Annotated in this window: 27 protein-coding genes; 4 read left to right on the top strand and 23 right to left on the bottom strand. The window is 70.5% G+C overall.

The window, feature by feature from the left end:
• Window positions 1–24 precede the first annotated feature (24 nt).
• The 10 genes from tatC to LG632_RS13610 all read right to left on the bottom strand — a co-directional run bounded on the left by tatC (window position 25) and on the right by LG632_RS13610 (window position 8,278).
• The gene (gene tatC, locus LG632_RS13655; RefSeq protein ID WP_226727298.1) at window positions 25–990 is read right to left on the bottom strand and encodes a twin-arginine translocase subunit TatC; all 966 of its coding nucleotides are present in this window, start codon (window positions 988–990) and stop codon (window positions 25–27) included.
• Between the two features lie 51 nt (window positions 991–1,041).
• A complete protein-coding gene (tatA, locus tag LG632_RS13650; protein ID WP_226727297.1) occupies window positions 1,042–1,329 on the bottom strand; it encodes a Sec-independent protein translocase subunit TatA in 288 nt (95 codons plus the stop codon).
• A 101-nt stretch (window positions 1,330–1,430) separates the two neighbouring features.
• On the bottom strand, window positions 1,431–1,643 hold the full coding sequence (locus LG632_RS13645) for a hypothetical protein (protein WP_226727296.1): 213 nt from the start codon (window positions 1,641–1,643) through the stop codon (window positions 1,431–1,433).
• 54 nt (window positions 1,644–1,697) lie between these two features.
• A complete protein-coding gene (locus LG632_RS13640; RefSeq protein ID WP_226727295.1) occupies window positions 1,698–1,952 on the bottom strand; it encodes a CpXC domain-containing protein in 255 nt (84 codons plus the stop codon).
• 16 nt (window positions 1,953–1,968) lie between these two features.
• Window positions 1,969–2,937 (bottom strand): helix-turn-helix transcriptional regulator, encoded by a 969-nt coding sequence (locus LG632_RS13635; RefSeq protein WP_226727294.1) that lies wholly within the window; start codon window positions 2,935–2,937, stop codon window positions 1,969–1,971.
• Between the two features lie 75 nt (window positions 2,938–3,012).
• A complete protein-coding gene (locus tag LG632_RS13630) occupies window positions 3,013–3,972 on the bottom strand; it encodes a helix-turn-helix transcriptional regulator (RefSeq protein WP_226727293.1) in 960 nt (319 codons plus the stop codon).
• Between the two features lie 155 nt (window positions 3,973–4,127).
• On the bottom strand, window positions 4,128–4,508 hold the full coding sequence (locus LG632_RS13625) for an FKBP-type peptidyl-prolyl cis-trans isomerase (protein WP_226727292.1): 381 nt from the start codon (window positions 4,506–4,508) through the stop codon (window positions 4,128–4,130).
• A gap of 71 nt (window positions 4,509–4,579) precedes the next feature.
• Window positions 4,580–5,521, bottom strand: a complete 942-nt coding sequence (locus tag LG632_RS13620; protein WP_226727291.1) for an FKBP-type peptidyl-prolyl cis-trans isomerase — start codon at window positions 5,519–5,521, stop codon at window positions 4,580–4,582.
• A 102-nt stretch (window positions 5,522–5,623) separates the two neighbouring features.
• Window positions 5,624–6,985: a Pup--protein ligase gene (pafA, locus tag LG632_RS13615; protein WP_226727290.1), complete on the bottom strand. Its 1,362-nt coding sequence runs from the start codon at window positions 6,983–6,985 to the stop codon at window positions 5,624–5,626.
• A gap of 57 nt (window positions 6,986–7,042) precedes the next feature.
• Window positions 7,043–8,278: an MFS transporter gene (locus tag LG632_RS13610; protein WP_226727289.1), complete on the bottom strand. Its 1,236-nt coding sequence runs from the start codon at window positions 8,276–8,278 to the stop codon at window positions 7,043–7,045.
• Window positions 8,279–8,443: 165 nt separating this feature from the next.
• Between LG632_RS13610 and LG632_RS13605 the strand changes: the two genes are divergently transcribed.
• Window positions 8,444–9,439 (top strand): LacI family DNA-binding transcriptional regulator, encoded by a 996-nt coding sequence (locus LG632_RS13605; protein ID WP_226727288.1) that lies wholly within the window; start codon window positions 8,444–8,446, stop codon window positions 9,437–9,439.
• A gap of 105 nt (window positions 9,440–9,544) precedes the next feature.
• On the opposite strand, the gene prcA is transcribed toward LG632_RS13605, so the two are convergent.
• From prcA to arc, 6 genes are all read right to left on the bottom strand, one after another.
• Entirely contained in the window at window positions 9,545–10,309 is a 765-nt protein-coding gene (gene prcA / locus LG632_RS13600; RefSeq protein ID WP_226727287.1) for a proteasome subunit alpha, read from the bottom strand.
• A 46-nt stretch (window positions 10,310–10,355) separates the two neighbouring features.
• Window positions 10,356–11,195: a proteasome subunit beta gene (gene prcB / locus LG632_RS13595; protein WP_226727286.1), complete on the bottom strand. Its 840-nt coding sequence runs from the start codon at window positions 11,193–11,195 to the stop codon at window positions 10,356–10,358.
• Window positions 11,147–11,746, bottom strand: coding sequence for an endonuclease VII domain-containing protein (locus LG632_RS13590; RefSeq protein WP_226727285.1), 600 nt, complete (start codon window positions 11,744–11,746; stop codon window positions 11,147–11,149). The genes prcB and LG632_RS13590 overlap by 49 nt, the downstream gene beginning before the upstream one ends.
• A 37-nt stretch (window positions 11,747–11,783) precedes the next feature.
• Window positions 11,784–11,996 carry a ubiquitin-like protein Pup gene (locus tag LG632_RS13585; RefSeq protein WP_226727284.1) on the bottom strand — a complete coding sequence of 71 codons (213 nt, stop codon included), beginning with the start codon at window positions 11,994–11,996 and terminating at the stop codon, window positions 11,784–11,786.
• 176 nt (window positions 11,997–12,172) lie between these two features.
• Entirely contained in the window at window positions 12,173–13,684 is a 1,512-nt protein-coding gene (gene dop, locus LG632_RS13580; RefSeq protein ID WP_226727283.1) for a depupylase/deamidase Dop, read from the bottom strand.
• 239 nt (window positions 13,685–13,923) lie between these two features.
• Window positions 13,924–15,690, bottom strand: a complete 1,767-nt coding sequence (arc, locus tag LG632_RS13575) for a proteasome ATPase (RefSeq protein ID WP_226727282.1) — start codon at window positions 15,688–15,690, stop codon at window positions 13,924–13,926.
• A gap of 264 nt (window positions 15,691–15,954) precedes the next feature.
• On the opposite strand from arc, the gene LG632_RS13570 reads away from it, so the two are divergent.
• Window positions 15,955–16,275, top strand: a complete 321-nt coding sequence (locus tag LG632_RS13570; protein WP_226727281.1) for a ferredoxin — start codon at window positions 15,955–15,957, stop codon at window positions 16,273–16,275.
• A gap of 4 nt (window positions 16,276–16,279) precedes the next feature.
• Here LG632_RS13570 and LG632_RS13565 read toward each other — a convergent pair whose 3' ends face one another.
• The 3 genes from LG632_RS13565 to LG632_RS13555 form a co-directional block, all read right to left on the bottom strand.
• The gene (locus LG632_RS13565; protein ID WP_226727280.1) at window positions 16,280–16,852 is read right to left on the bottom strand and encodes a hypothetical protein; all 573 of its coding nucleotides are present in this window, start codon (window positions 16,850–16,852) and stop codon (window positions 16,280–16,282) included.
• A 219-nt stretch (window positions 16,853–17,071) separates the two neighbouring features.
• Complete coding sequence (locus LG632_RS13560; protein WP_226727279.1) at window positions 17,072–17,980, bottom strand: tRNA (adenine-N1)-methyltransferase; 909 nt, start codon at window positions 17,978–17,980, stop codon at window positions 17,072–17,074.
• Window positions 17,981–17,996: 16 nt separating this feature from the next.
• A complete protein-coding gene (locus LG632_RS13555; RefSeq protein WP_226727278.1) occupies window positions 17,997–19,196 on the bottom strand; it encodes a site-2 protease family protein in 1,200 nt (399 codons plus the stop codon).
• Window positions 19,197–19,330: 134 nt separating this feature from the next.
• On the opposite strand from LG632_RS13555, the gene LG632_RS13550 reads away from it, so the two are divergent.
• Complete coding sequence (locus LG632_RS13550; RefSeq protein ID WP_226727277.1) at window positions 19,331–20,218, top strand: RecB family exonuclease; 888 nt, start codon at window positions 19,331–19,333, stop codon at window positions 20,216–20,218.
• Between the two features lie 25 nt (window positions 20,219–20,243).
• Entirely contained in the window at window positions 20,244–20,915 is a 672-nt protein-coding gene (locus tag LG632_RS13545; RefSeq protein ID WP_226727276.1) for a response regulator, read from the top strand.
• A gap of 102 nt (window positions 20,916–21,017) precedes the next feature.
• On the opposite strand, the gene LG632_RS13540 is transcribed toward LG632_RS13545, so the two are convergent.
• The 4 genes from LG632_RS13540 to LG632_RS13525 form a co-directional block, all read right to left on the bottom strand.
• Complete coding sequence (locus LG632_RS13540) at window positions 21,018–22,595, bottom strand: ABC transporter substrate-binding protein (RefSeq protein WP_226727275.1); 1,578 nt, start codon at window positions 22,593–22,595, stop codon at window positions 21,018–21,020.
• Window positions 22,596–22,668: 73 nt separating this feature from the next.
• On the bottom strand, window positions 22,669–24,273 hold the full coding sequence (locus tag LG632_RS13535) for an ABC transporter substrate-binding protein (RefSeq protein ID WP_226727274.1): 1,605 nt from the start codon (window positions 24,271–24,273) through the stop codon (window positions 22,669–22,671).
• A gap of 430 nt (window positions 24,274–24,703) precedes the next feature.
• Window positions 24,704–25,405 (bottom strand): HAD family hydrolase, encoded by a 702-nt coding sequence (locus tag LG632_RS13530; RefSeq protein WP_226727273.1) that lies wholly within the window; start codon window positions 25,403–25,405, stop codon window positions 24,704–24,706.
• A 113-nt stretch (window positions 25,406–25,518) separates the two neighbouring features.
• Window positions 25,519–26,722, bottom strand: a 1,204-nt coding sequence (locus LG632_RS13525; RefSeq protein ID WP_308108377.1) for a vitamin B12 dependent-methionine synthase activation domain-containing protein, incomplete at its 5' end; no start/stop codon positions are given.

Here is a 26,722-nt window from a genome sequence, read left to right as displayed (position 1 = left end):
CCCGCCGCGACGCGGGTGTCACCGTCAGGTGGCGTCGTCGTACCCGTTGATCCGCTGCCGGCCGCCGTCGGCCTGCTCGGGCAGGGCGGCCGGGCCACCGACCGGCTCCACCTCGCCGAGCGCCGCAGGGGTGAGGTCCAGCTCGGAGGCCTGGTCGGCGTCGAGTCCGGCGTCCGGGTCGTTGCGTCGCCGCCTGCGGTCGTTGACCAGGCAGATCCCCAGCGCGACGAAGTAGAGGGCGACGATCGGCAGGGCCAGCGCCAGCATGGTCGGCGGGTCACCGGTGGGCGTGGCGAAGGCCGAGAAGACCGTGATGCCGAGGACGAAGCCGCGCCACCAGCCCGCCAGCCGCTTCGCGGAGAGCACCCCGGTGAAGTTCAGCAGGATCAGCAGCAGCGGCAGCTCGAACGCCAGACCGAAGACCACGACCATGCGGGTGACCAGGTCGAGGTAGTCGTCGACCGGGAGCAGGTTGCGGGCGTGGTCGGGGGTGAAGTCGAGCAGGATCGTCGCGGTCTGCGGGAGGATGTTGTACGCGAGGACCGCGCCGCCCAGGAACAGCGGGGCACCGGCCGCGACGAAGCTCATCGCGTACTTCTTCTCGTGGCTGTGCAGGCCGGGGGCGGTGAAGGCCCACAGCTGGTAGAGCCACACCGGCGCGGAGAGCACCACACCGGCCGTCAGCGACACCTTCAAAGCGATCGAGAACGGCGCGATGAGGCCGTTCACGGTCATGTCGGCGCAGGGGCGGCCGTTGCGCTGGGTGACCACTCCGTCGGTGCAGCCGACGGAGTCCAGCATCGGCTTCAGCATGAAGTCGATGAGGTTCTTGTAGAAGAAGGCCGCGACCACCGTGATGACGAGGATCGCCAGGACCGACTTCAGCAGGCGGTTGCGCAGCTCACGCAGGTGCTCGACCAGCGGCATCCGCCCCTCGGCGTCCTTGGTCGGCTTCGCTGGCTTCCCCTGCTTGCGGGCAGACTTGAGCAACCCACGTCCCTTGTCTCGTTACGGCTGACGACTGGCGGGAACCTCCCGCGATCAGCCCTGGGCGGTGCGGTTCGGCTCGGTCACCGGGCGGGAGCTGGTCACGTCGCCGGGCGCGGCCTGGATGGTGCGCGGGGCGGTGGCCTGCTGCGGGGCGGCGGCGTCGGCGGCCGGGGCGGCGTCGGCCGCACCGTCGTTCTTCATGGCCTTGGCCTCGCTCTTGAGGATGCGGGCCGACTTGCCGAGGGAGCGGGCCATCTCGGGCAGCTTCTTGGCGCCGAAGAGCAGGACGATCACGGCGATGATCAGGAGGATCTCAAGAGGCTTCAGGTTGCCGATCATGTGTGACTTCCTTCTCACCGAAGCGGCTGGTTGTGGTGGCTCGGCATTCCGGGCCTTATCCGCCCGGAATGCGTTCTGGCAAGGATCGTAACCCCCAGGGGTTAACGCCCGGCAATCCCCCGGGGTACCCCCGCTTGCGCGGCCAGATCCACTGCGGCCTGCTCCAGTTCGCCGGAGGCGGCCGCGATCCGGTGGCCGGCGCGGGCGACCTCCCGGCCCAGCCGCCGTGCCTCGATCCCGACCCGTACGGCCAGCACCCCGAGCACGGCCACACCTACGAACCCCAGGGCAATCGCGAGCATCGGCCACAGCATGAGCCGAGCCTAGCGCGTGCGACGCGGTACCGGAGCAGCAGGTCGGACGCGCCTTCAGAGGCTGCGCAGGGTGCTGACGCCGCCGCCGGTGAGCAGTTCGACGATGCGGTCGCCGGCGGGTTTGCGCACCGACCGGCCGCACTCGGGGCAGACGAAGGAGTAGAACGTGGTCCGCCGGGTGCCGCCGATGGCCAGGCGCAGCGCGCCCGCGGCCAGCTCGAAGCGGGCTCGGCAGTCGGGACAGGCCGCCTTGAAGGTGACCGGACCCACGGCAGCCGACAGACCAGACAAGCCAGACGTTCCAGACATCGCCCCGCGCTCCCCCTCAGTCCTGTTCCCCGTACCCCGCGAGTGCTTCACGAGCGGCCTGCCGGGCACTCTCCGCCAGCTCTCCAGGCGCCACGATCCGCCCGTCCCGCCCCAGCCGCAGCGCCAGGCGCCGCAGCGAGGCCGGGTCCGGCGTGCGCAGCGTGATGCGCAGCCCGCCGTCGGGCAGCTCGCGCGCGCTGTCGTGCGGGTAGTACTCCGCCACCCAGCGCCCGCCCGGACCCACCTCGACGACCACCTCCGGGTCCTCGGCGGCCGGCTGGACCAGGCCCTCGGACAGGTCCCGGGGCTCGATGGCCGGCGGCTCGGCCCGCTCGTCCAGCAGCCGGATCTCGGCCACCCGGTCCAGGCGGAAGGTGCGCCGGGCCTCGGACAGGTGGCACCAGCCCTCCAGGTAGGTGTGCCCCACCGCGAACAGCCGGATCGGGTCGACCGTGCGCTCGGTCAGCTCGTCCCGGGCCGGCGAGTAGTACCGCAGCCAGATCCGGCGCCGCTCCGAGATGGCCCGGTCGACGTCCGCGAAGACCCCGCCCTCGGACTCGAAGGTCACCGACAGCCGCGCGCTGGCCAGCGCCGCCTCGCCCGCCGCCGCCTCCAGCTTGGCCGTGGCCCGCAGCAGCGCGTCCCGGTCGCTCTCGCGCAGCCCCGGCAGCGTGGCCACCGCCCGGGCGGCCACCAGCAGCGCGGTGGCCTCGTCGGCGGCCAGCCGCAGCGGCTCCGCCGTGGACTCCCCCGACGCGTCCGGGTTGCGCCACCAGATGCGCTCGCCGTCGGTGTCGATGTCGAGCAGGTCCCCGCCCCGGAAGCTGGTCCCGCACATGGGCAGCACGTCCAGGTCCGAGATCAGCTCGTCCTCGGTGATCCCGAAGGCGCGGGCGACGTCGGCGACGTGCGCCCCGGGGCGCTCGCGCAGATACGTCACCAGCGACAACATCCGGCGGGTCTGGTCAATGGCGTTCGCGGCCATGCGGTTGCGTACTCCCCCTCAGGGCGTGTCTGTCACGATCGGTGGACGGTTCCCGGGCACCTCCCGGGGCCGGGCTCAGCCCCTGGCCACGGCGCGCAGCCGGTCCAGCACGTCGGCGCGCAGGTCCTCGGGGCCCGTGACGACCACGTCCGGCCCGAACTCCACGAGCCAGGCGTCCAGCCCGTGCCCGTACGGGATCTCCAGCTCGTCCCAGCCCTCGGCGACGCCCTCGCGCACGGCGGTCGCCCGGGCCCGCAGCGGGTACCCGGCCCCCGCCCGCAGCCGGATCACGGCCGTGCGGTCGGCACTCTCCCCCGCCCAGCTCGCCACGGTCTCCCGTACGGTCACCACGTCGGGCACCTCGGCCGTGTACTTCCCGGCCCGCGAGCGCACCTTCCCGCAGATCCGGGACAGCCGGAACACCCGCTCCGCCCCCCGGTCCCGGTCGAAGCCGGCCAGGTACCAGTGGCCGCGCCAGCACTCCAGCGCCCAGGGCTCCACCTGGCGGGGCTCGGGCCGGGCCGCGTTGGACTTGCGGTAGTCGAAGGTGACCGGGCGCCGGTCGCGGCAGGCCAGCATCAGCGGCTCGAACGCCGCCTCGTGCACCGGGATGCGCGGCTCGATCACGCTCTGCTGGCCGCCGTAGGCGTCACCGGCCTCCGGCATGCCGCCCGCGCGCAGCTTCTGCAGCGCGCCGCTGGCCGCGCCGGCGAGGCGGGCCTGCTGCCAGACCTTGGCGGCCAGGCCCAGCGCCGCGGCCTCCTCGGCGTCCAGCGAGATCGGGGGCAGGGTGTTGCTGTCGCGGCGGGCCAGGTAGCCGGTCTCGCCCTCCAGGTTCTCCACCGTCTCGATGACCAGACCCAGTTCGCGCAGGTCGTCCTTGTCCCGCTCGAACATGCGGTTGAAGGACTCGTCGTTGCCGGCCTCCATGTAGGCCTCGATGGAACCCCGCAGCTCGCGCTTGCTGAGCGGCCGGCGGGTCCCCAGCAGGCACAGCGCCAGGTTCATCAGCCGCTCGGCCTTGGCAATCGCCATCGACGCCCTTCCGCCCTTCTGAACGCACTCCACGCACACGTCGTCTGACACGTACACACTCGTGACCGCGACCGTACCGTCCCGGCGGGCCCGGGCAAAAGCGAGGGGCCCCAGCCGAAACGGCTGGGGCCCCTCAGCGGTCAGGACCGGACGGATCAGACGCCCATCAGGTCGCAGACGAAGATCAGGGTTTCGCCCGGGGCGATCACACCGCCGCCGGCGCCGCGGTCGCCGTAGGCGAGGTGGGCCGGGATGGTCAGCTTGCGGCGGCCGCCGACCTTCATGCCCTGGATGCCCCGGTCCCAGCCCGCGATGACCTGGCCGGCCCCCAGCTGGAACTGCAGCGCGGAGCCGCGGTTCCAGGACGCGTCGAACTCCTCACCGGTGGAGAAGGCCACGCCCACGTAGTGGACCTTGACGGTGTTGCCGGCCTTGGCCTCCGGGCCGTCGCCCAGCCAGATGTCCTCGATCACGAGGTCGCTGGGGGCCGGGCCCTCGGGGAAGTCGATCTCGGGCTTCTCGAGCTTGTCGCTCACGGAACTGCTCCTCAGAAATGTCACACGTAGCGGCCCCGACCGGCACAGGCCGGGGACCAACCCGGACAGTCTTACATCACGGCCAGGATGTCGAGGCTGAACACCAGCGTCGAGTTCGCCGGGATCGTGCCCTGGTCCTTGTCGCCGAAGCCCTGGTCCGGCGGGATGACCAGCAGGATGCGGCTGCCGGCCTTCTTGCCGAGCAGACCCTCCTTGAGGCCCTTGACCGACAGCTGCGCCATCGGCCACGTCACCGTCTGGTCGGTGGCGTACGTGCTCTCGAAGGTCTTGTCGTCCTTCCACGTCTTGCCGTTGAACTTCACCACGACGTTGTCGGTGTCCTTCACCGGGGCGCCGTCGCCCTCCAGGACGTAGTTCGACACCAGCTTCGCGGGCGGGTTCACGTCCTTGGGCACGGAGACGGACACTTCCTTGCCGTCCGTGTTCGTGCCGATCTTCGGCAGGTCCTTGTTGTCCTGCGCGACCTCCTTGCCCTTGGCCGAGGCCGGGATGGTGGCGCCCTTGACGATGTCGACGACGAAGACCAGCGTGGCGTTCGGCTTGATCTTCTCGCCCGAACCCTGCGCGCCGTACCCGAGGTCCGGCGGGATCACCAGCTCGACGCGGCTGCCGACCTTCTGGCCCTCCAGGCCCTGGTCCCAGCCCTTGATGACCATGCCCGCGCCCACGGTCACGTCGAAGGGCTGGCCGCGGTCGAAGCTGGTGTCGAACGGCTTGTCGCCGTCCCACACCTGACCGTAGTAGTTCACCTGGGCCACGTCGCCCTTCTTCAGCGCGGGCCCGTCGCCCTCGCTGAGGACCTGCACCTTGAGGTCCTTGGGCGGCTCGCCCTTGCCCTTGGACAGGGTGGGCTTCTCCCCGAACTTGGCACCCTTGGTGACGGCGGGCACCCCGTTCTTCATCTGGGCGGAGTCGGAGCCGCTGTCGTCGCCGCAGGCCGCTGTCGACAGCAGCAGAAGGGGTACGACAAGCAGGCCGGCAAGTCGGCGCACGTGTTCCTCAGATCTCAGACGGCAAATGGTCGCCGCCACTCTAAGCCGTACGGGGCCCCGTACGAGAGACGTACGGGGCCCCGTGGCTGATCACACAGCCGCTCACATGCCCGCGATGAGCTTCTCCACCCGGTCGTCGACCGACCGGAACGGGTCCTTGCACAGCACCGTGCGCTGCGCCTGGTCGTTCAGCTTCAGGTGGACCCAGTCCACCGTGAAGTCCCGCCGCTGCTCCTGCGCCCGGCGGATGAAGTCCCCGCGCAGCCGGGCCCGGGTGGTCTGCGGCGGCACCGACTTGCCCTCGAAGATCTTCAGGTCGTTGCAGACCCGCGCGGCCTGCCCCTTGCGCTCCAGCAGGTAGTACAGCCCCCGCCGGCGGTGGATGTCGTGGTAGGCGAGGTCTATCTGCGCCACCCGCGGGTTCGACATGGTCATGTTGTTCTTGGCCCGGTACCGCTCGATGAGGTGGTACTTCATCACCCAGTCGATCTCGGTCTCGATCCGGTCGAGCTCCTGCTGCTCGATCGCGTCGAGGGTCCGGCCCCACAGCTCCAGGACCTGCTCCACCGTGCCCGTGCGGATGCCCCGGCGCTCGGCGAAGTCGGCGGCCTTGTCGAAGTACTCCCGCTGGATCTCCAGCGCCGACGCCTCCCGGCCGCTGGCCAGGCGCACCTTGCGCTGGCCCGTGATGTCGTGGCTGACCTCCCGGATCGCCCGGATCGGGTTCTCCAGCGTCAGGTCGCGCATCACCGTGCCCGCCTCGATCATGCGCAGCACCAGGTCGGTGGCCCCGACCTTCAGCAGCATGGTCGTCTCGGACATGTTCGAGTCGCCGACGATCACGTGCAGGCGCCGGTAGCGCTCGGCGTCCGCGTGCGGCTCGTCCCGCGTGTTGATGATCGGACGGGAACGCGTCGTCGCGGAGCTGACGCCCTCCCAGATGTGCTCCGCCCGCTGGCTGACGCAGTACACCGCGCCCCGAGGGGTCTGCAGCACCTTCCCCGCGCCGCAGATCAGCTGCCGGGTGACCAGGAACGGAATGAGAATGTCCGCCAGGCGCGAGAATTCTCCGTGCCGGGCCACCAGGTAGTTCTCGTGGCAGCCGTAGGAGTTGCCCGCCGAGTCGGTGTTGTTCTTGAAGAGATAGACGTCGCCGGCGATTCCCTCCTCGTGCAGACGGCGTTCTGCGTCGACGAGCAGGCCTTCGAGAATGCGCTCGCCCGCTTTGTCGTGGGTGACCAACTCGGTCACGTTGTCACATTCGGGAGTTGCATATTCCGGATGCGAACCCACGTCGAGATACAGGCGGGCGCCGTTCCGCAGGAAGACATTGCTGCTGCGGCCCCATGACACGACACGGCGGAAGAGGTAGCGCGCCACTTCGTCAGGAGACAGTCGGCGCTGTCCCCTGAACGTGCACGTGACGCCGTACTCGTTCTCCAGCCCGAAAATGCGGCGGTCCATGACTGAACATTACGCCTTCCACCGTGTTCTGAAACCGGGTTCGGGAGTCCGATTCGATCAGTTCTCGACCAGCACGCCCGCCGCGCCCGCCGCACCCGCCGCCGCACCGCCCGCCGCGGGGGCCGCGAGCGCCCGCTGAGTGGCCATCAGCACCAGCAGCGCCGCCGCACCGCCCGCCACGGCCACCCCGAAGCCCGCCGGGGCACCGCCCACTTCCACGGCCGGACCCGCCAGCGCCGTGCCGATGGCGCTGCCCACCCCGAAGAAGGTCACCAGCCACGAGAAGGCCTCGGTCACCGTGCCCACCGGCGCGTGCCGGTCCACCACGATGAACGCGCACGCGATGGAGGGCGCCAGGAACACCCCCGCCAGCGCCGCCAGCGCCGTCATCGCCACCGGCCCGGGCGTCAGCAGCAGCGGTACGTAGCACACGGCCAGCAGCGCCACCAGCAGCCGCAGCCGCCGCTCCGGCGCACCCCGCCACTGCCGGGCGCCGTAGCAGACGCCGCCGACCAGCGCACCGAGACCCAGCGCCGCCATCAGCCAGCCGTACACCGCGTCACTGCCGTGGTCGTCGGCGTACGCCACCCCGGCCACCGTGATGGAGCCCAGCGCCACCCCGACGAAGAAGAACGAGCCCAGCAGGGCCAGCAGCCCGCCCGAGCGCAGGGCCCCCAGCCAGTGCGCCTCCCGGGGCGCCGAGCGCCAGGTCCGCGACGGCTCACTGACCACCACCGACAGCGCGCCCAGCACCCCGAGCGCATTGATCACCAGCAGCGCCGCCGCCGGGTCCACCAACGCGGCCAGCGTGGTCACCAGCAGCGGGCCCACCGTGAACATGACCTCCTGGGCCACCGCGTCCATCGCGTACGCCGCGTGCACCTGCTCCTCACGCCCGCCCAGCACGCTCGGCCACAGCGCCCGCAGACCGCCCTCCAGCGGCGGGGTGAACAGGCCGGCGACCACCGCGGCGGCGTACGCCCCCGCCACCGGTTCGGTCCCGGCCAGGGCCAGCCAGAGCATGCCCAGGGCCGAGACCACCGCCGCCGGGAGCTGGACCCGCGGCTGGCCGTGGAGGTCCACCGCCCGGCCCAGCAGCGGCTGGCCGACCGCGTTGGCCACGCCGTACACCGCCGCCAGCGCCCCGGCCAGGCTGTAACTGCCGCCCTCCGCCCGCACGAACAGCACGATCGCGATCGGCGCCGTGGCATTGGGCAGCCGTCCTATGAGCGTGCCGATCAGCAGCCGCGCCGCGTGCCGCGTGCGCAGCAGCTGCGCGTATCCGGCGGCCATATGTGCCCCTTTCGCCCTGAACCTCACCGAGGATCGCAGGTAATACGTATAACGTGTCCCGTCATACGTACCATGGCCCCAGCCCGCCGGTCCACCACGCCCGCCCGGCCACCGCCCGACCCACCACCCGACCACCGCCCTGACCTCGTACGACAGGAGCCCAGCGTGACGCGACCCACCAGCCGCGACGTCGCTCGCGCCGCCGGGGTCTCCCAGGCCACCGTCTCCCTCGTCCTCGGCGGCAAATGGCACGGCCGCGTCTCCGAACGCACCGCCGGCCTCGTCCGCGACGCCGCCGACACCCTCGGCTACCGGCCCAACCTCGCCGCCCGCAACCTCCGCCTCGGCAGCACCCGCACCGCCCTGCTCGTCGTCCCCGCCCTCACCAACGAGTTCTTCGCCCGCGTCCACACCGGCGCCGCCCGCGTCGCCGCCGCCCACGGCTTCGGCGTCGTCCTCTACCCCTCCCCCGACGGCACCGGCCCCGCCCGCGACCCCTTCGCCTCCGCCCGCGCCGCCCTCGACGGCGTCATCGCCTCCTCGATGGCCGCCGACGCCCTCGAAGCCATCGGCGGGGACACCCTCCCCCTGGTCATGCTCGACAGCGACCCGGCCGCGGGCGGCTCCGCCCACGTCAACCTCGCCATCGCCGACGGCATGCACCAGGTCACCGGGCACCTGCTCGGCCTCGGACACCGGAACTTCCTGCACCTGGCCTCCGCCGTCGACACCTGGACGTTCCACGTCCGGGCCGCCGCCCTCGCCGCCGCCCTGGGCCCGCACGCCCGGCTGCGCACCGTGCGCTCCCCGCTCGCCGTACAGGCCGCCCGCGCCGCCCTGGAAGAGGCCCTGGCCGCCCCCGGCGACCGCCCCACCGCCGTCGTCTGCGACGACGACATCCTCGCCGCCGGCGCCTGCAAGGCCGCCCGCCGCCTGGGCCTGCGCGTCCCCGAGGACCTCTCGGTGACCGGCTTCGACGACCTGGCCCTGGCCACCGCCGTGGAACCGGAGCTCACCACCGTCCACCTGCCCGCCGAGCAGGTCGGCGAACAGGGCATGACCGCCCTGCTGGCCGTCCTGGACGGCCGGCCCTGGACCGCCCCCGACCTCCCCGTCGAGCTCGTCGTCCGGGACTCCACCGCACCCCCGCCGGCGCCCTGAGCAGCGGCCCCCGGGCACGGCGGCGGGCCGCCCGGCCCCGGACACGCCGGAGCCCCGGCCCGCCAGGACGGCGGAACCGGGGCTCCCGGAACGTACGCGGCTCGCCTACTCGGCGTCGTCCTCCGGCACCTCGTCGTTGGACACGGCGTCCGCCTGGGCGTCCGCCGACGGCACCGGCTCCAGCAGCCGCGCGAGCTGCCGGCCCCGGATCCGCTTGAACTTGCGCTGCTGCGACCGCGTGCGGTCGAGCACCGCGACCTCCAGCCGCTCGGCCGGGATCTCCCGGTCCGAGCCGTTGGCCTGGCTCGACAGCGCCTGCACCGCGAGCTTGAGCGCCTCCGGCAGGGTCATCCCGTCCCGGTGCCGCTGGTCCAGGTAGCTGCTGATCTGCTCGGCATTGCCACCGACCGCCACCGAGCCGTGCTCGTCCACGATCGACCCGTCGTGCGGGAGCCGGTAGATCTGGTCGCCCGCGGCCGTGGTGCCGACCTCCGCCACCACCAGCTCCACCTCGTACGGCTTCTCACCGGCCGAGGAGAAGATGGTGCCGAGGGTCTGCGCGTACACGTTCGCCAGCCCACGGGCCGTCACGTCGTCACGGTCGTAGGTGTACCCCCGCAGATCGGCGTAACGGACGCCACCGATGCGCAGGTTCTCGTACTCGTTGTACTTGCCGGCGGCGGCGAAGCCGATCCGGTCGTAGATCTCGCTGAACTTGTGCAGGGCGCGGGACGGGTTCTCGCCGACGAACACGATGCCGTCGGCGTACTGCAGCACGACCAGGCTGCGGCCGCGCGCGATGCCCTTGCGGGCGTACTCGGCGCGGTCGGCCATGGCCTGCTGGGGGGAGACGTAGAACGGAGTCGACACCGGCTGTCCGTCCCTTTCTTCTGGGCTTCTACAGAGCGACGAGGGGTCAGAGCAGGGCGGCGCGCGGCCCGTCGGGCTGCTCCAGGCGACGGTCGGTGACCTTGCGGGCGAGCTCCGACGACTCCGCCTCGGACAGCCGGCGGAAGCCCTCGTCGGTGATGACGGTGACGATCGGGAAGATCCGGCGGGCCAGGTCCGGGCCACCGGTCGCCGAGTCGTCGTCGGCCGCGTCGTAGAGGGCCTGCACGACCAGCGTCGTGGCCTGCTCCTCCGTCAGGTCCTCGCGGTAGAGCTTCTTCATCGAGCCCCGGGCGAAGATCGAACCGGAACCGGTGGCGGCGTAGCCGTGCTCCTCGGAGCGGCCGCCGGTGACGTCGTAGGAGAAGATGCGGCCCTTCTCCTTGGCCTCGTCCCAGCCGGCGAACAGCGGGACGACCGCCAGGCCCTGCATGGCCATGCCCAGATTGCTCCGGATCATGGTCGAGAGCCGGTTGGCCTTGCCCTCCAGCGAGAGCGTGGCGCCCTCCACCTTCTCGAAGTGCTCGAGCTCCAGCTGGAACAGCTTGACCATCTCCACGGCGAGGCCGGCCGTGCCGGCGATGCCGACCGCGGAGTACTCGTCGGCCGGGAACACCTTCTCGATGTCCCGCTGCGCGATCATGTTCCCCATGGTGGCCCGCCGGTCACCGGCGAGCACGACCCCGCCGGGGAAGGTCGCCGCGACGATGGTCGTCCCGTGCGGCGCCTCGACGATCCCCTCGGGCAGCTTCCGGTTCCCCGGCAGCAGCTCGGGCGAGTGCGCCGACAGGAAGTCCATGAAGGAGGACGATCCCGGCGTCAGGAAGGCTGCCGGTAGACGCCCTGTGCTACGAGTGTTGGCTTCCACAGGTTTCCTTCCACGTAAGCGGCTGCACGCCTCATGACGTCCGGCCGATCCTTGAACTTGCCCAGAGCGGAGTTGCAGGCGAAGCACAGTACGCCCCGAACCCTACCCGTCTGATGATCGTGATCCACGTGCTCTGCGGGCCCCTTTCTGCAGATCACGCACACCCCGCCCTGAGCGGCGACCATCTCGTCGCGCTCCGCCTCGGTCATTCCGTACGAACGCTTGAGGTGACCTGCCCGGCCCTGAGCTACCCGGCACGCCTTGCAGCGCGTGGACAGACCATCAGAGGCACTTGAGTTCTTGTGCCATTCACTGTGCGGCTTGACCTCACCGCACCGCCGGCAGAGCTTCCACCCGGCGGGCACCTCCACGTGCTCTCTGACGACCTTGCCCTTGGCTGCCTGACGGCGCCGGTAGCGCTCGGCGCTGTACGCGGCGACGCACTCCCGGCACCTCGGCTGCAGGCCGTCCCCTCGGTTTCGATCTGCTGCGAAGCCGCTCAGTGGTATGTCACGGTTACACCCACGACACCACTTTGATCCGTCTGACATGGATCACACATTGGCGGCCACGCCTTGGATTCGAAGGCTACTCGCCGCCTTTTTGTACGAAGCTCCGAACGAAATCCTCGGCGTTCTCCTCGAGCACATCATCGATTTCGTCGAGGACGGAGTCGACGTCGTCCGACAGCTTCTCCTGCCGTTCCTTGAGGTCGGAGCTCGCTTCGGCGGTCTGCTCCTCGACCTCCTCGGTCGAGCGCGTCGCCTTCTGCTGTCCGCCGCCGGTGTCCTTGGTCGCCATGTCTACCTCACCCCGCTCGGTTCGCACGCTCTCATGACGAGGGATCCCCGGATCGGGATCCCTCAAGATCAGACCCTACGCCGGACCCTACAAGGAGGGTCCGGCATTCGTCCCCGTACTTTCATAACGTCCGGGTACTTTCATGATTCCCGGTCGCGCTGCCTTTCAGCCGTCCCTCAGCCCCCGGAAAGCACCCGGACGAGGTCCTCGGCCGTGCGGCAGCGGTCCAGGAGCTCCTTGACGTGCTTGCGGGTCCCGCGCAGCGGCTCCAGCGTGGGCACGCGCTGCAGCGAGTCCCGGCCCGGCAGGTCGAAGATCACCGAGTCCCAGGAGGCCGCGGCCACGTCGTCGGCGTACTGCTCCAGGCAGCGGCCGCGGAAGTAGGCCCGGGTGTCCTCCGGCGGCTTGCTCTCGGCCCGCTCGACCTCGTCCTCGGTCAGCAGCCGCTTCATCTTGCCGCGGGCCACCAGGCGGTTGTACAGGCCCTTGTCGGGCCGTACGTCCGCGTACTGCAGGTCCACCAGGTGCAGGCGGGCCGCGTCCCAGTCCAGGCCGTCGCGGCGCCGGTAGCCCTCCAGGAGCTCCCGCTTGGCGACCCAGTCCAGCTCGCCGGACAGGCTCATCGGGTCGCTCTCCAGGCGGCCCAGCACGTCCTCCCACCTCGACAGGACGTCCTTGGTCTGCTCGTCCGCGTCGACGCCGAAACGCTCCTCCACGTACTTCCTGGCCAGCTCGAAGTACTCCATCTGAAGCTGTACGGCGGTCAGGGTGCGGCCGCTGCGCAGCGTGATCAGGTGGCGCAGGTCGGGGTCGTGGGAGATCTGGTGCAGGGTGCGCACCGGCTGGTCCACGGCCAGGTCCACGGTGATGAACCCGTCCTCGATCATGGACAGGACCAGGGAGGTCGTGCCGAGCTTGAGGTAGGTGGAGATCTCGGAGAGGTTCGCGTCGCCGATGATCACGTGGAGGCGGCGGTACTTCTCCGCGTCCGAGTGCGGCTCGTCGCGGGTGTTGATGATCGGCCGCTTGAGGGTGGTCTCCAGGCCCACCTCGACCTCGAAGTAGTCGGCCCGCTGGCTGATCTGGAAGCCGTGCTCCCGGCCGTCCTGGCCGATGCCGACCCGGCCGGCCCCGGTGATCACCTGGCGGCTGACGAAGAAGGGCGTCAGGTGGCGCACGATGTCCGAGAAGGGCGTCTCCCGCTTCATCAGGTAGTTCTCGTGCGTGCCGTAGGAGGCGCCCTTGTTGTCGGTGTTGTTCTTGTAGAGCAGGATCGGCTGGGCGCCGGGCAGCTGGGCCGCGCGTTCGGCGGCCTCGGCCATGATCCGCTCGCCGGCCTTGTCCCACAGGACGGCGTCGCGGGGGTTGGTGATCTCCGGCGAGCTGTACTCGGGGTGCGCGTGGTCGACGTAGAGCCGCGCGCCGTTGGTGAGGATCACGTTGGCCAGGCCGATGTCCTCGTCGGTGAGCTGGCTGGCGTCGGCGGCCTCGCGGGCGAGGTCGAAGCCGCGGGCGTCCCGCAGCGGGTTCTCCTCCTCGAAGTCCCAGCGGGCGCGTCGCGCCCGGTGCATCGCCGCCGCGTACGCGTTGACGATCTGGGACGAGGTGAGCATGGCATTGGCGTTCGGGTGACCGGGGACGGAGATCCCGTACTCCGTCTCGATCCCCATTACTCGCCGTACGGTCATGCGGCCCTCCTTGCCCGGCGGCGCTCCCCTCCGTGGGAGCGGCGCTCAAGTACCGCTGGTGCTCCGGTGCGTGTGCGGTGCCCGTCCCCGCACTGCGGATGAGGCGGTACGGAAGAGCCTAGAGCGGCCCCGCGCTGTTGTGGGGAGATCATTTCAGTCATAGAACGGATGCCCGCTCCGGCTGGAAAACAGTCGGCTGCGGATGCCCCGGAAGGGGCATCCGCAGCCGCCCCGATGGATCAGAGGTACTGACCGGTGTTGGCCACCGTGTCGATGGAGCGTCCGGTGTCCGCGCCCTGCTTTCCGGTGACGAGGGTGCGGATGAAGACGATCCGCTCGCCCTTCTTTCCGGAGATCCGGGCCCAGTCGTCCGGGTTGGTGGTGTTGGGCAGGTCCTCGTTCTCCTTGAACTCGTCCACGCAGGCCTGGAGGAGGTGGGAGACCCGCAGGCCCTTCTGGTTGTGCTCCAGGAAGGCCTTGATCGCCATCTTCTTGGCCCGGTCGACGATGTTCTGGATCATCGCTCCGGAGTTGAAGTCCTTGAAGTAGAGGACTTCCTTGTCGCCGTTGGCGTACGTGACCTCGAGGAAGCGGTTCTCCTCGGACTCGGCGTACATCTGCTCGACGACGGTCTGGATCATGCTGTGGACGGCGACCTCCGGCGAGCCCTGGTGCTCGGCCAGGTCGTCGGCGTGCAGGGGCAGCGAGGCCTTGAGGTACTTCGCGAAGATGTCCTTCGCCGCCTCGGCGTCGGGGCGCTCGATCTTGATCTTCACGTCGAGCCGGCCGGGGCGCAGGATGGCCGGGTCGATCATGTCCTCGCGGTTGGAGGCGCCGATGACGATGACGTTCTCCAGGCCCTCCACGCCGTCGATCTCGGCGAGCAGCTGCGGGACGATGGTGTTCTCCACGTCCGAGCTGACGCCGGAGCCGCGGGTGCGGAAGAGGGACTCCATCTCGTCGAAGAAGACGATGACGGGGGTCCCCTCGCTCGCCTTCTCGCGGGCGCGCTGGAAGACGAGGCGGATGTGCCGCTCGGTCTCGCCGACGTACTTGTTGAGGAGCTCGGGGCCCTTGATGTTCAGGAAGTAGGACTTCCCGGCGGGCTGGCCGGTCACCTCGGCGACCTTCTTGGCAAGTGAGTTGGCGACCGCCTTGGCGATCAGCGTCTTGCCGCATCCGGGCGGGCCGTAGAGCAGGATGCCCTTCGGCGGCCGCAGTTCGTGCTCCTTGAAGAGGTCGGGGTAGAGGTAGGGCAGCTCGACCGCGTCGCGGATCAGCTCGATCTGGTCGCCCAGGCCGCCGATCTTGTCGTAGTCGATGTCCGGGACCTCTTCGAGGACGAGCTCCTCGACCTCGCTCTTGGGCACGACCTCGTAGACGTAGCCGGAGCGGGGTTCCAGCAGGAGGGCGTCACCGGGGCGGATGGTGGTGGTGAGCAGCGGCTCTGCGAGCCGCACCACGCGCTCCTCGTCGGTGTGCCCGATGACCAGGGCGCGCTCGCCGTCCTCGAGGATCTCCTTGAGGGTGACGATGTCCCCGGCCCGCTCGAACTCCATGGCCTCGACCACGTTGAGCGCCTCGTTGAGCATGACCTCCTGGCCACGCCGGAGCTCGTCGGGGTCGACGCTGGGGCTGACGTTCACGCGGAGCTTGCGGCCCCCCGTGAAGATGTCCACGGTGCCGTCCTCGTTGGACTGGAGGAAGACTCCGAAGCCGGCCGGCGGCTGTGCGAGCCGGTCGACCTCCTCCTTGAGGGCCACGATCTGGTCGCGTGCCTCACGGAGGGTATTTGCCAGTCGTTCGTTTTGTGCGGAGACGCCGGCCAGGTTTGTCTGCAGCTCGACGATCCGCTCTTCGAGAATCCTCGTGTGTCGCGGAGAGTCGGCGAGCTTACGTCGCAGGACGGCGATTTCCTGCTCGAGATAGGCAACCTGACCGGCGGGGTCGTCGGACCCCCGCCCCGGCCGGATGCCGCGGTTGATGTCGTCGTCGTGGGCTGCCACGGTCCTCACCTCCTCCAAGGGGAGCTGGACGCTTCCTGACCCTACCTGGGCTGGTGGTGATTGAAACCCCTAGATCACAAAGACGGTAGAGGTCTGTCCGATCTTCACCCTTGCGCACTCCCTCACGCCAAGGAAATACCCACCCGTCACCATCTGAAAGCGGCCGGTTGTAAGGTCGAAGTGTTCAACACCCGTCAGGGCTCGCGCGACTTGCTGCGACTTGTGACTGGGACGGTTCACGGAGCGCAGGGAACGGCAGGAGACATGACCGTGCAGCACGAGGCCCCCACGGCCGCCGGTGGAGATTCCGGTGAGGCGTTGGAGGTCTGGATCGACCAGGACCTCTGCACCGGGGACGGGATCTGCGCGCAGTACGCGCCGGAGGTGTTCGAGCTGGACATCGACGGTCTGGCGTACGTCAAGAGCGCGGACGACGAGCTGCTGCAGGACCCGGGGGCGACCACTCCGGTTCCCCTCCCCTTGCTGCAGGACGTGATCGACTCGGCGAAGGAGTGCCCGGGCGACTGCATCCACGTGCGGCGGGCCGCGGACGGCGTCGAGGTCTACGGCCCGGACGCTGAGTAATCGTTCAGGCACGCGCGGAGCTGAGCTCTGTCAGCTCCTGGCTGAATTTTCCGCCGGTCCAGCGCCAACTGGCCACGCGGTGGCGGTCGGGGCAGCAGCGGGGCACCGAGGGTGTCGAGTAGCCGTGGAGGGTGGCGGTGACCACGTGGCCACGGACGGCGAGCTCGGTGGCGGTCTGCCGCTCGGCGGCGTCGAGGAGGGTGGCGACCACGCGCGGCGCGGCCCCGGCCGCCGGGTCCTGCACGAGGACGTAGACGGCGTGGGGCGGGGTGCCGGAGGCCGCGTCGCAGCGTACGGCGACGACGCTCTCGGGGCGCCGGTCGCCGTCGAGGTCGCCCTCGGCCGAGGCGGTGACGGTGGCGGGGGTGCCGTGGCAGTCCAGCGGGTACTGCGCGGCGGCGGGGTCCGGGGCGGCGGCCCGCGGGGCCGGGCCCTTGGCGTCGGCGCCGGTGGCCGGGGCGGGCTGGAGCAGGCCGGCGACCGCGATGGCGGCGGCCATCGCCGCCGCGGTGGCGACCCAGTGCACCGGCCGGGTGTGGGTGTGGGCCAGGTCCAGGACGGCGGGGTTGTGCGGCACGCGAGCGGTCTCCTGTTGGACGACTGACGGCGAACCAGCATCGTGTCACATCCCACATCGGGGTGGAACGGCCGGGTCCACGATGTGCGCGACAGCGCCCGGGCAACGCGAAGGCGCCGGGACGCAGTTCCCCTGTGACGGAGTGAACTGCGTCCCGGCGCCTGCCGTTTGGAGTGTCGGCCGGCCCTCCGGAGGGAGGCGGCCTGCCGTGCGGCCGGGTCAGCCGCGGCCGGAGCCGCCCGAGCCCGAGCCGGGGCCCTCGTAGTCCTCGCCGTACGCGCCCTTGGCGGGGCGGCGGCGGCGCAGCGGGGGCTCGACGCCGTCGGCGAGCCGGCGGGCGGTGACGAGGAAGCCGGTGTGGCCGATCATCCGGTGGTCCGGACGGACGGCGAGGCCCTCGACGTGCCAGTTGCGGATCATCGACTCCCACGGCTGCGGCTCGGCGAAGCAGCCGATCTCGCGGATGGACTCGACGGTCTTGGACAGCTGGGTGGTGGTGGCCACGTAGCAGCACAGGATGCCGCCGGGCACCAGCGCCTTGGAGACGGCCTCCAGGCACTCCCAGGGGGCCAGCATGTCGAGGATCACGCGGTCGACGTCGGTGTCGGACAGGTTGTCCTGGAGGTCACCGACGGTCAGCTGCCACGCGGGGTGCGGGCCGCCGAAGTAGCGCTCGACGTTGTCCTTGGCGATCTCGGCGAAGTCCGCCCGGCGCTCGTAGCTGTGGAGCATGCCCTGGTCGCCGATGGCGCGCAGCAGGAAGCTGCTCAGTGAGCCGGAGCCCACGCCCGCCTCCACGACGCGCGCGCCGGGGAAGATGTCGGCGAAGGCCAGGATCTGGCCCGCGTCCTTGGGGTAGACCACGGCGGCGCCGCGGGGCATGGACAGGACGTAGTCGGGGAGCAGGGGACGCAGCGCGAGGTACGCGACGTTCCCGGTGGTACGGACAACACTGCCCTCGGGAGCGCCGATCAGCTCGTCGTGCGGGAAGGAACCCTTGTGGGTGTGGAAGTTCTTCCCGGCTTCGAGCGTGAACGTGTAGTGGCGTCCCTTGGGGTCGGTGAGCTGGACCTGGTCCCCGACCTTGAAGGGCCCGCGACGGCGGGCGGCACCGGTCGGTTCGGACATGTGACCAGTGTATGGGCTATCCGGAGTGCGGCCGTGCCATGGCCTTCACGAAGGCCCGCTCGACGTCCTGGGTGGACAGCACGCCGTAGACGGCGCCGTCCTCCTCGACCACCAGGTACTCGGTGGCGGGGGTGGCCTGGAGGTGTTCGAGGAGGTCCTGGCCGGCGAGGTCGGAGGAAACCTTCATGCCGTCGGTGAGGTCCTGCGCCAGGGCGCTGACGACGACCCAGGGGCGGCGGTGCTCGGGGACGGAGGCGATGGCGCTCTCGCGGACGATGCCGGTGGGCTCGCCCTGGGGGTCGACGACGACGAGGGCGCGGGCCCCGGCCTCGTTGGCGCGGCGCAGGGCCTCGGAGAGCGGGGTGGCGGACTCCACCGGCACGGCGCGGCGGGTCAGGCCGCGGGCGCGCAGGGCGGGGAGGTTCTCCCGGAGCCGGGCCATGCGCAGGCTGTTGCCGGCGCCGGTCCACATGATCGCGGCGAGGATGGCGGCGAGCAGCGCGTTCATGACGGTGTCCATGCCGCCGCTCTCGCCGTCGCCGACCCGGAGGTAGCCGGTCTCGGTGAGCAGGGGCAGGCCCAGCAGGACCGCCAGGGCGATGGCGCGGCCGACCCAGGCGGCGGCGACGGTGCCGGTCATGGCCTTGCCGGTGACGGCCCAGACGACGGCGCGGAGCATCCGGCCGCCGTCCAGGGGCAGGCCGGGCAGCAGGTTGAAGACGGCGACGATCAGGTTGGCGATCATCAGGCCGGCCAGCAGGACGCCGGGGACGGTACGCGCGTCGACGGCGGTCATGCCGAGGTAGAAGAGGCCGGCGAGGACGAGGGAGAGCAGCGGTCCGACGAAGGCGAGGACGAACTCGCGGCCGGGCGTGCCGGCCTCCTCGACCTGGGTGGCCCCGCCGACGAACTGGAGCTGGATGCGGCGCACGCCGAGCTTGAAGCGCAGGCCGGCGACCGCGTGGGCGAGTTCGTGGACGAGCACGGAGGCGTAGAGGGCCACGGCGAAGAACAGGGCGACGAGGTAGCGGGCGAGGCCGAGGCCGGGCAGCACGGTGTCGAGCTGGTTGCCGAAGATCCAGGTGATCAGGGCCGCGACCAGGAACCAGCTGGGCGAGACGTAGACGGGGACGCCGAAGGGGCGGCCCATGAGGAACCCGCCGCCCGGTTCGGAGCGCCCGCTTCCGCGCTCGCCGGTCTCGTCGGTGTCTGCCACGGCTGTCCTTCGTTCGGTGCTGTCCTGCCGGTCGCGCCGTCGCGCGGTGTGATGCTTCGATCATGCAGTGCGAGGGGGTCCGCAGTCGATGGTATGCGCGTGGCTGTCGGTGGCGGGCCGTAGGGTGATGTGTCATGACGACGAGCTCCCCCGGTCCGGACGCGGCTTCCGCCCCGCCCACGTCGCTGTCCCCGTCGCGGGCGAGCGATTTCATGCAGTGCCCGCTGCTGTACCGGTTCCGGGTGATCGACCGGCTGCCGGAGAAGCCGAGCGCGGCCGCCACCCGCGGCACGCTGGTGCACGCGGTGCTGGAGCGGCTCTTCGACCATCCGGCCGACGAGCGTACGGCGCCGCGCGCGAAGGAGCTGCTGCCGGGGCAGTGGGGCCGGCTGCTGGAGGCCCGGCCGGAGCTGGGCGAGCTGTTCCCGTCCGACGACGGCGGGGCGGAGCTGGCCCGCTGGATGTCCGAGGCCGAGGCGCTGGTGGAGCGCTGGTTCACCCTGGAGGACCCGACCCGGCTGGAGCCGGTGGAGCGGGAGTTCTTCGTGGAGGCGGAGCTGGAGTCGGGGCTGCGGCTGCGCGGGATCATCGACCGGGTGGACGTCGCGCCGACGGGCGAGGTGCGGATCGTCGACTACAAGACGGGCAAGGCGCCGCGGCCGGAGTACGCCGAGGGCGCGCTGTTCCAGATGAAGTTCTACGCGCTGGTGGTGTGGCGGCTCAAGCAGGTCGTGCCGCGCCGGCTGCAGCTGGTGTACCTGGGCAGCGGGGACGTGCTGACGTACGACCCGGTGCTCGCCGACCTGGAGCGGGTGGAGCGCAAGCTGCTCGCCCTGTGGGAGGCGATCAAGGAGGCGACGGAGACGGGTGACTGGCGGCCGCGGCCGACGAAGCTGTGCGGCTGGTGCGACCACCAGGCGGTCTGTCCGGAATTCGGTGGCACCCCGCCCCCGTATCCGCTGATGATCAGGCCCCGGGCGGAGCTCGCGCTCCCGGAGGGCAGAATTGAGCCCGGCCCCTGAAACCGCCGAGACGAAGAGGTACTCCGTGGCGATCCGCGTCCTACTGGTCGACGACCAGCCTCTGCTGCGCACCGGGTTCCGGATGATCCTGGAGGCGGAGTCGGACCTGGCGGTGGTCGGGGAGGCCGGTGACGGTCTGCAGGCGCTGGACCAGGTCCGGGCGCTGCAGCCCGACGTGGTGCTGATGGACATCCGGATGCCGCGGATGGACGGGGTCGAGGCGACCCGGCAGATCACCGGTCCGGGCCGGGACGGGCCGGCGAAGGTGCTGGTGCTGACGACGTTCGACCTGGACGAGTACGTGGTCGAGGCGCTGCGCGCCGGTGCGAGCGGTTTCCTGCTCAAGGACGCCCCGGCTAACGAGCTGGTGCAGGCGATCCGGGTGGTGGCGGCGGGCGAGGCGATGCTCGCGCCGAGCATCACGCGCCGCCTGCTGGACAAGTACGCCGGTCATCTGCCGTCGGGCGAGGAGCCGGTGCCGGACGCCCTGGGCACGCTGACCGAGCGTGAGGTGGAGGTCCTGAAGCTGGTGGCGCGGGGGCTGTCGAACGCGGAGATCGCGGCGGATCTGTTCGTGAGCGAGACGACGGTGAAGACCCATGTGGGTCACGTCCTGACGAAGCTGGGGCTGCGCGACCGGGTGCAGGCGGCGGTCTACGCGTACGAGAGCGGGCTGGTGCGCCCGGGCGCCCAGTAGGCGCCGGCGCCCCGCCGGACCGGGAACGGGCGACGCCCGGGCCGCCTCGCGGGAGGCGGCCCGGGCGTCTGCGTACCCGGTGGGGTTGGGCCCTGGCGGGCGTCAGCCCTTGCTGATCTCCCAGAAGCGGAAGATCGTGGACGGGTCGAGCGACCACTGCAGGCCCTGGACGTTGGGCCGGGCCACGGCGTACTGCTTGCTCTGCCACAGCGGCAGGACGGGGACCTCGTCGGCGACGATGTCCTGCAGTCGCGTGTACTCCGCGTTGGCGGCGGTGCGGTCGGACTTGGTGTTGGTCGCCGGGATGATGGTCCCGGTGATCTCCTTGTTGTCGTAGTTGTTGCGCAGGACGTTGCCCGGGCCGAAGAACGGCTGGGTGAAGTTGTCCGCGTCGGGGTAGTCGGGCACCCAGCCGATGACGTAGACGCCGTATTTGCCGGCCTCGATGTCCTTCTCGTACTGGTCGAACTCCGTCAGCTTGACGTCGGCTTCGAAGAGCTGGCTGTCGTTGAGCTGCTTGGCGATGACCTGGAGCTGGGCCTCGGTGGAGGGGCCGTAGCGGGAGGGCGTGCCGTACAGGGTCACCTTCACCTTGCCGGTGATGTTGGCGGCCTTCAGGACGGCCTTGGCCTTCTCGGGCTGGGGGCTGCCGCCGTAGCGGTCGAAGAAGGCGGTGTTGTGGGAGCCGATGCCGGCGGGGATGATCGAGTACAGCGGCGTGGCGGTGCCCTCGTAGACGTCCTTGACCAGGGCGTCGCGGTCCACCAGGTAGGCCATGGCCTTGCGGATGGGGAGCTTGCCGGCCACCGGGTCGTTGACGTTGAAGACCAGGTGGGTGACCTCGGCGCCGGTGCCCTGGACGACCTCGACCTTGCCGGGGCCGCTCTTGGAGGCGATGCCCGCGATGTCCTTGGCGGCGAGGCCGCGGAAGGCGAAGTCGACGTCGCCGCTCTCCAGGGTGGACTTCAGGCCCGCCTGGTCGCCGTCGAAGAACTTCAGCGTGACGCCGGTGTTCTTGACCTTGGCCTTGCCCTTGTAGGAGTCGTTGACCGAGAAGTTGGCGGCCTTGCTGGTGAAGGAGTCCAGCTTGTAGACGCCGGAGCCGACCGCCTTGTTGTCCGTGCGGAGCTTGTCCGCCGGGTACTCGCGGCTGTCGACGATGGCGCCCGCACCCGAGGCGATCTTGCTCGGGAAGGTGGCGTCGGAGGTCCTCAGGCGGAAGACGACGGTCCTGTCGTCCGGGGTGTCGATGCCGGCGATCGACGAGAGCAGCACCGCGGGGCCGGCCTCGTCCTTGATCCGCAGGGTGCGCTCGAAGGAGAACTTGACGTCCTTCGAGGTCAGCGCGTTGCCGTTGCTGAACTTCAGGTCGGGGCGGAGCACGCACTTGTACACCTTGCTGTCGCTGCCCTCGAAGGCGCAGCTCTGCGCGGCGTCGGGCTCGGGCGTGGTGCCGCCCTTGGGGAAGCTCAGCAGGGACTGGAAGACGTTGTTGAACAGCAACCAGGAGCCGGGGTCGTAACCCGAGGCCGGGTCCACCGACTTCACCTTGTCCGATATGCCCATCACGACGCCCTTGCCGTCGCCGGCCGCGCTGCCGTCCTGCGAACCGCAGCCGCTGAGCAGCGCGGCTGCGGTGGCGGCGCCGAGCGGGGCTGCCAGCCACTGGTTACGTCTCATGACGAACGTCCTTCTCAGTCTCTCTGGATCGAAGCTTCCGGCCCGCGCGGTCCGCATGCCGGCGGTGTGTGGCTCAGCCGCTGACGCCTCGGCCGAGTTCCCACAGCTGGAGGTCGGAGATGGCGTTGACGGACCACTCCACTCCGGTGATGCCGTCGCGGGCGGCGACGTACTGCTTGCCCTGCCACAGCGGCAGGACCGGCACGTCGTCGGCGACGATGTCCTGCATCTCCCCGATGGCGGGCGCGGCGACGTTGCGGTCGACGGCACGCCGGGACTCGGGGATCAGCCTGGTGCGCACCGCGTTGTTCGCGTACGGCGTGCCCAGGAAGTTGTCCTGCTCCAGGAACGGGGCGAGGAAGTTGTCGGCGTCCGGGAAGTCGGGGAACCAGCCCAGGCCGTAGGCCGGGAACTCGCCCTGCTTCTGCGAGGGCCGGAAGCTGGCCCACTCGCTGCCCTGGACGGTGATGTCGAAGAGCCCGGTGCTGTTGAGCTGGGTCTTGAGCGCCTCGAACTCGGCGGCGGTGCCGTCGCCGTAGTGGTCGGTGGTGTAGGTCAGGGTCAGCTTGACCGGGGTCTGGACCTTGGCGGCGCTCAGCAGGGCGGCGGCCTTCTGGGTGTTGGCCTCGCCGTACTTGTTGAAGAACGAGTTCACGTGGCCGTTGACGTTGGTGGGGACCAGCGAGTACAGCGGCTGCGCGGACTTGCCGTAGACCTTGGAGATGAGGTTGTTGCGGTCGACGGCGGCGGCCAGGGCCTGGCGCACGGCCTTGTTGCCGACGACGGGGGCATCGGTGTTGAAGCCGATGTATCGGATCTCCAGGCCGGGCATCGGGACCAGCTTGACGCCCTTGGGCGGCTTGGCGGAGAAGTCCTTGATCTGGGCGGGCGACAGGGTGCGCGAGACCATGTGGACGTCGCCGGCGGCCAGGGCCTTGCCGACGGCGTCGGAGTCCTCGAAGGTGCGCAGCTCGACCTTGTCGTTCTGCAGCTTGATGTCGCCCTTGTAGTTCGGGTTCTTGGTGAAGACGGCCCGGACCAGGCGGTTGTCCTTGACGTCGGCCTTCATCGTGTACGGGCCCGAGCCGTCGACGGCGAAGCCGGTGCGCAGCTTCTTGCCGTCGTACATCTTCTGGTTGACGATGCCGGCGGCGGGCGTGGACAGCTTGTAGGGGAAGGTCGCGTCCGGGGTGCGCAGGTGGAAGACGACGGTGTCGGCGCTCTTGACCTCGACGGTGTCCAGGGTGCTGAGCAGCCCCGAGGGGCCGTTCTCGTCCTTGATGGCGAGGACCCGGTCGATGGAGAACTTGACGTCCTTGGCGGTGAGGGGGTCGCCGTTGGCGAACTTCAGCCCGGGGCGCAGGGTGCAGCGGTAGCTCTCGTTGCCGGCGTCGGTGAAGCGGCAGTCGGAGGCGGCCTCCGGGACGGGCTGGCCACCGCCGCGCGGGGTGTGCATCAGCGTCTGGACGGTCTGGCGGAGGATGTTCCAGGCGCCGGCGTCGTAGGCGTAGGCGGGGTCGAACGGGGCGGGGGCGTAGTCGGCGGCTTCGAACCGGTCGGTGGTCCCGACGACGATCGCCCCGGAGCCCGCTTCCCCTCCGGTCGCGCTGCCGCAGCCGGCGAGCGCGGGGGTGAGCAGAGCGGCCGTGGCCGTCAGCACCATGGTCTTGCGGTTCATCCTGGAAGTACTCCCTCAACCGGCACTTGGTTCACAGCTCGTGCAGAGGGCACCGCGCCACGCTCGCCCGTTCAGGGCGGAACGATCGGGCCGGTGTTGTGACGATCGGTCCACGGCTGTCCCGGCACGTGGGTGTGCGACCGGAACGGCTGGGATGCGGCGTAGTGCCCGCGATGACCTTAGTGGGCCGGGACGCTATGGCTGGAACCGGACGAACGGGCATGGTCAGCGCACCGTGATGGGCGCGAACTGCGCGCACATGCCCGACTGTCAGATGATTCGGTCAGGAGCTGATCAATCCGGACACAAGGTAAGGCCGGGGGGTGCTTCAGACCCCCGAAATGGGTCCGCCCGGGTGATGAAGCTCACCCGGGCGGAGTGCGGAATGAGAGTGGAATTTCAGCCTCCGCAGGGCTGGGGCGAAAGATCCTCAGTTCATCGGGGCGATGAGCGAGCGGAGGAAGGGCAGGTCCACGTCCTCCAGCGAGCCGACGACGGTCCGGCCCGGGGCCGGCGCGATCAGCCCGACCGAGGGGACCGCCACCACCCGGCAGCCGGCGGCCTCCGCGGCGGCCACCCCGGTCGCGGTGTCCTCGACCACGGCGCAGCGCGACGGGTGCGCGCCGAGCGCCTTGGCGGCCAGCAGGTACGGATCCGGGTGCGGCTTGGTGCGGGGCACCTCGTCCCCGGCCACGGTGAGCATGAAGCGCTCGGGGCCGAGGGAGGCCAGGACCTTGTCGATGACCCGGCGGTGCGAGGCGGACACCAGCGCGGTGGGCACGTTGTGCCGGGCCAGCTCGGTCAGCAGCCGCTCGGCGCCGGGCATCAGCGGCACCTGGTCGGCGATCCGGGCCTCGAAGCGCTCGTTGAGCAGCACGCTCAGCTCGCCGACGCTGATGGCGGCGCCGGTGGCCTCGATCAGGAAGCGGGCGCTGCGGCTCATGGGCCCGCCGACGACCACGTCCCGCCAGGACTCCTCCAGTCGGTGTCCGAGCTCCCCGAAGACGGACACCTCGGCCTCCCACCAGAAGCCTTCGGTGTCGACCAGCGTCCCGTCCATGTCCAGCAGCACCGCCTGCAGGGCCGAACCGTCGGCCGTCAGGGGTAGGGGAACGGGAACGGTGCTGGTCATGGCGGTGACACCTCTCTGAGGGACGACAAGGCCGGCCGCCGTCTCCCCACGGGCGTGCCCCGGGGAACAGGCGACCGGCCTGTGTGGGACCGACAAGTGTACGTCGATCCGCCTCAGCGTGCGTTGAAATACTTCGCTTCGGGGTGGTGGATCACGATCGCGTCGGTGGACTGCTCCGGGTGGAGCTGGAACTCCTCCGACAGGTGGACCCCGATCCGCTCCGGCTGGAGCAGCTCGGCGATCTTGGCGCGGTCCTCCAGGTCGGGGCAGGCCCCGTAGCCGAGGGAGAAGCGGGCGCCGCGGTACTTGAGGTCGAACATGTCCTGGACGTCGCTCGGGTCCTCGCCCGCGAAGCCGAGCTCGGCGCGGACGCGGGCGTGCCAGTACTCGGCGAGGGCCTCGGCCAGCTGGACGGAGAGGCCGTGCAGCTCCAGGTACTCGCGGTAGGAGTCGGCGGCGAACAGCTTGGCGGTGGCCTCACCGATCTTCGAGCCGACGGTCACCACCTGCAGGCCGACGACGTCGGTCTCGCCGGACTCCTCCGGGCGGAAGAAGTCCGCCAGGCACAGCCGGCGGCCGCGGCGCTGGCGCGGGAAGGTGAACCGGGTCCGCTCGTTGCCCCGCTCGTCCAGCAGGATGAGGTCGTCACCCTTGGAGACGCAGGGGAAGTAGCCGTAGACGACGGCCGCCTCCAGCAGGTTCTCGGTGTGCAGCTTCTCCAGCAGGCCGCGCAGCCGGGGCCGGCCCTCGGACTCGACCAGCTCCTCGTACGTCGGACCGCCCGCGCGGGCCTGCTTCAGGCCCCACTGGCCCTTGAACAGGGCGCCCTCGTCCAGCCAGGAGGCGTAGTCCTTGAGCGGGATGCCCTTGATGACCCGGGTGCCCCAGAACGGGGGCGCGGGCACCGGGTTGTCCACGGCCACGTCGGAGCGCACGCCCTCCTCCGGCCGCTCCGGCTCGGCGACGACGGCCGCCGCGCCGGCGGGCCGGGCGGGCACGCGCCGCTGCTTGAGCTCGGGCAGGGCGGCGCCCGGCACCCCGCGCTTGACCGCGACGAGGGCGTCCATCAGGCGCAGGCCCTCGAAGGCGTCCCGGGCGTAGCGGACCTCGCCCTCGTAGATCTCGTGCAGGTCCTGCTCGACGTAGGCGCGGGTCAGGGCGGCGCCCCCGAGGATGACGGGGAAGTTCGCGGCCAGCTTGCGCTGGTTGAGCTCCTCCAGGTTCTCCTTCATGATCACCGTGGACTTCACCAGCAGACCCGACATGCCGATGACGTCGGCCTTGTGCTCCTGCGCGGCCTCCACGATCGCCGACACC

This window comes from Streptomyces antimicrobicus, assembly GCF_020532625.1.
Lineage (GTDB): Bacteria > Actinomycetota > Actinomycetes > Streptomycetales > Streptomycetaceae > Streptomyces > Streptomyces antimicrobicus.
Note: the sequence above shows the minus strand (reverse complement) of the source record. Positions and strands in the feature narration are given on the sequence as shown.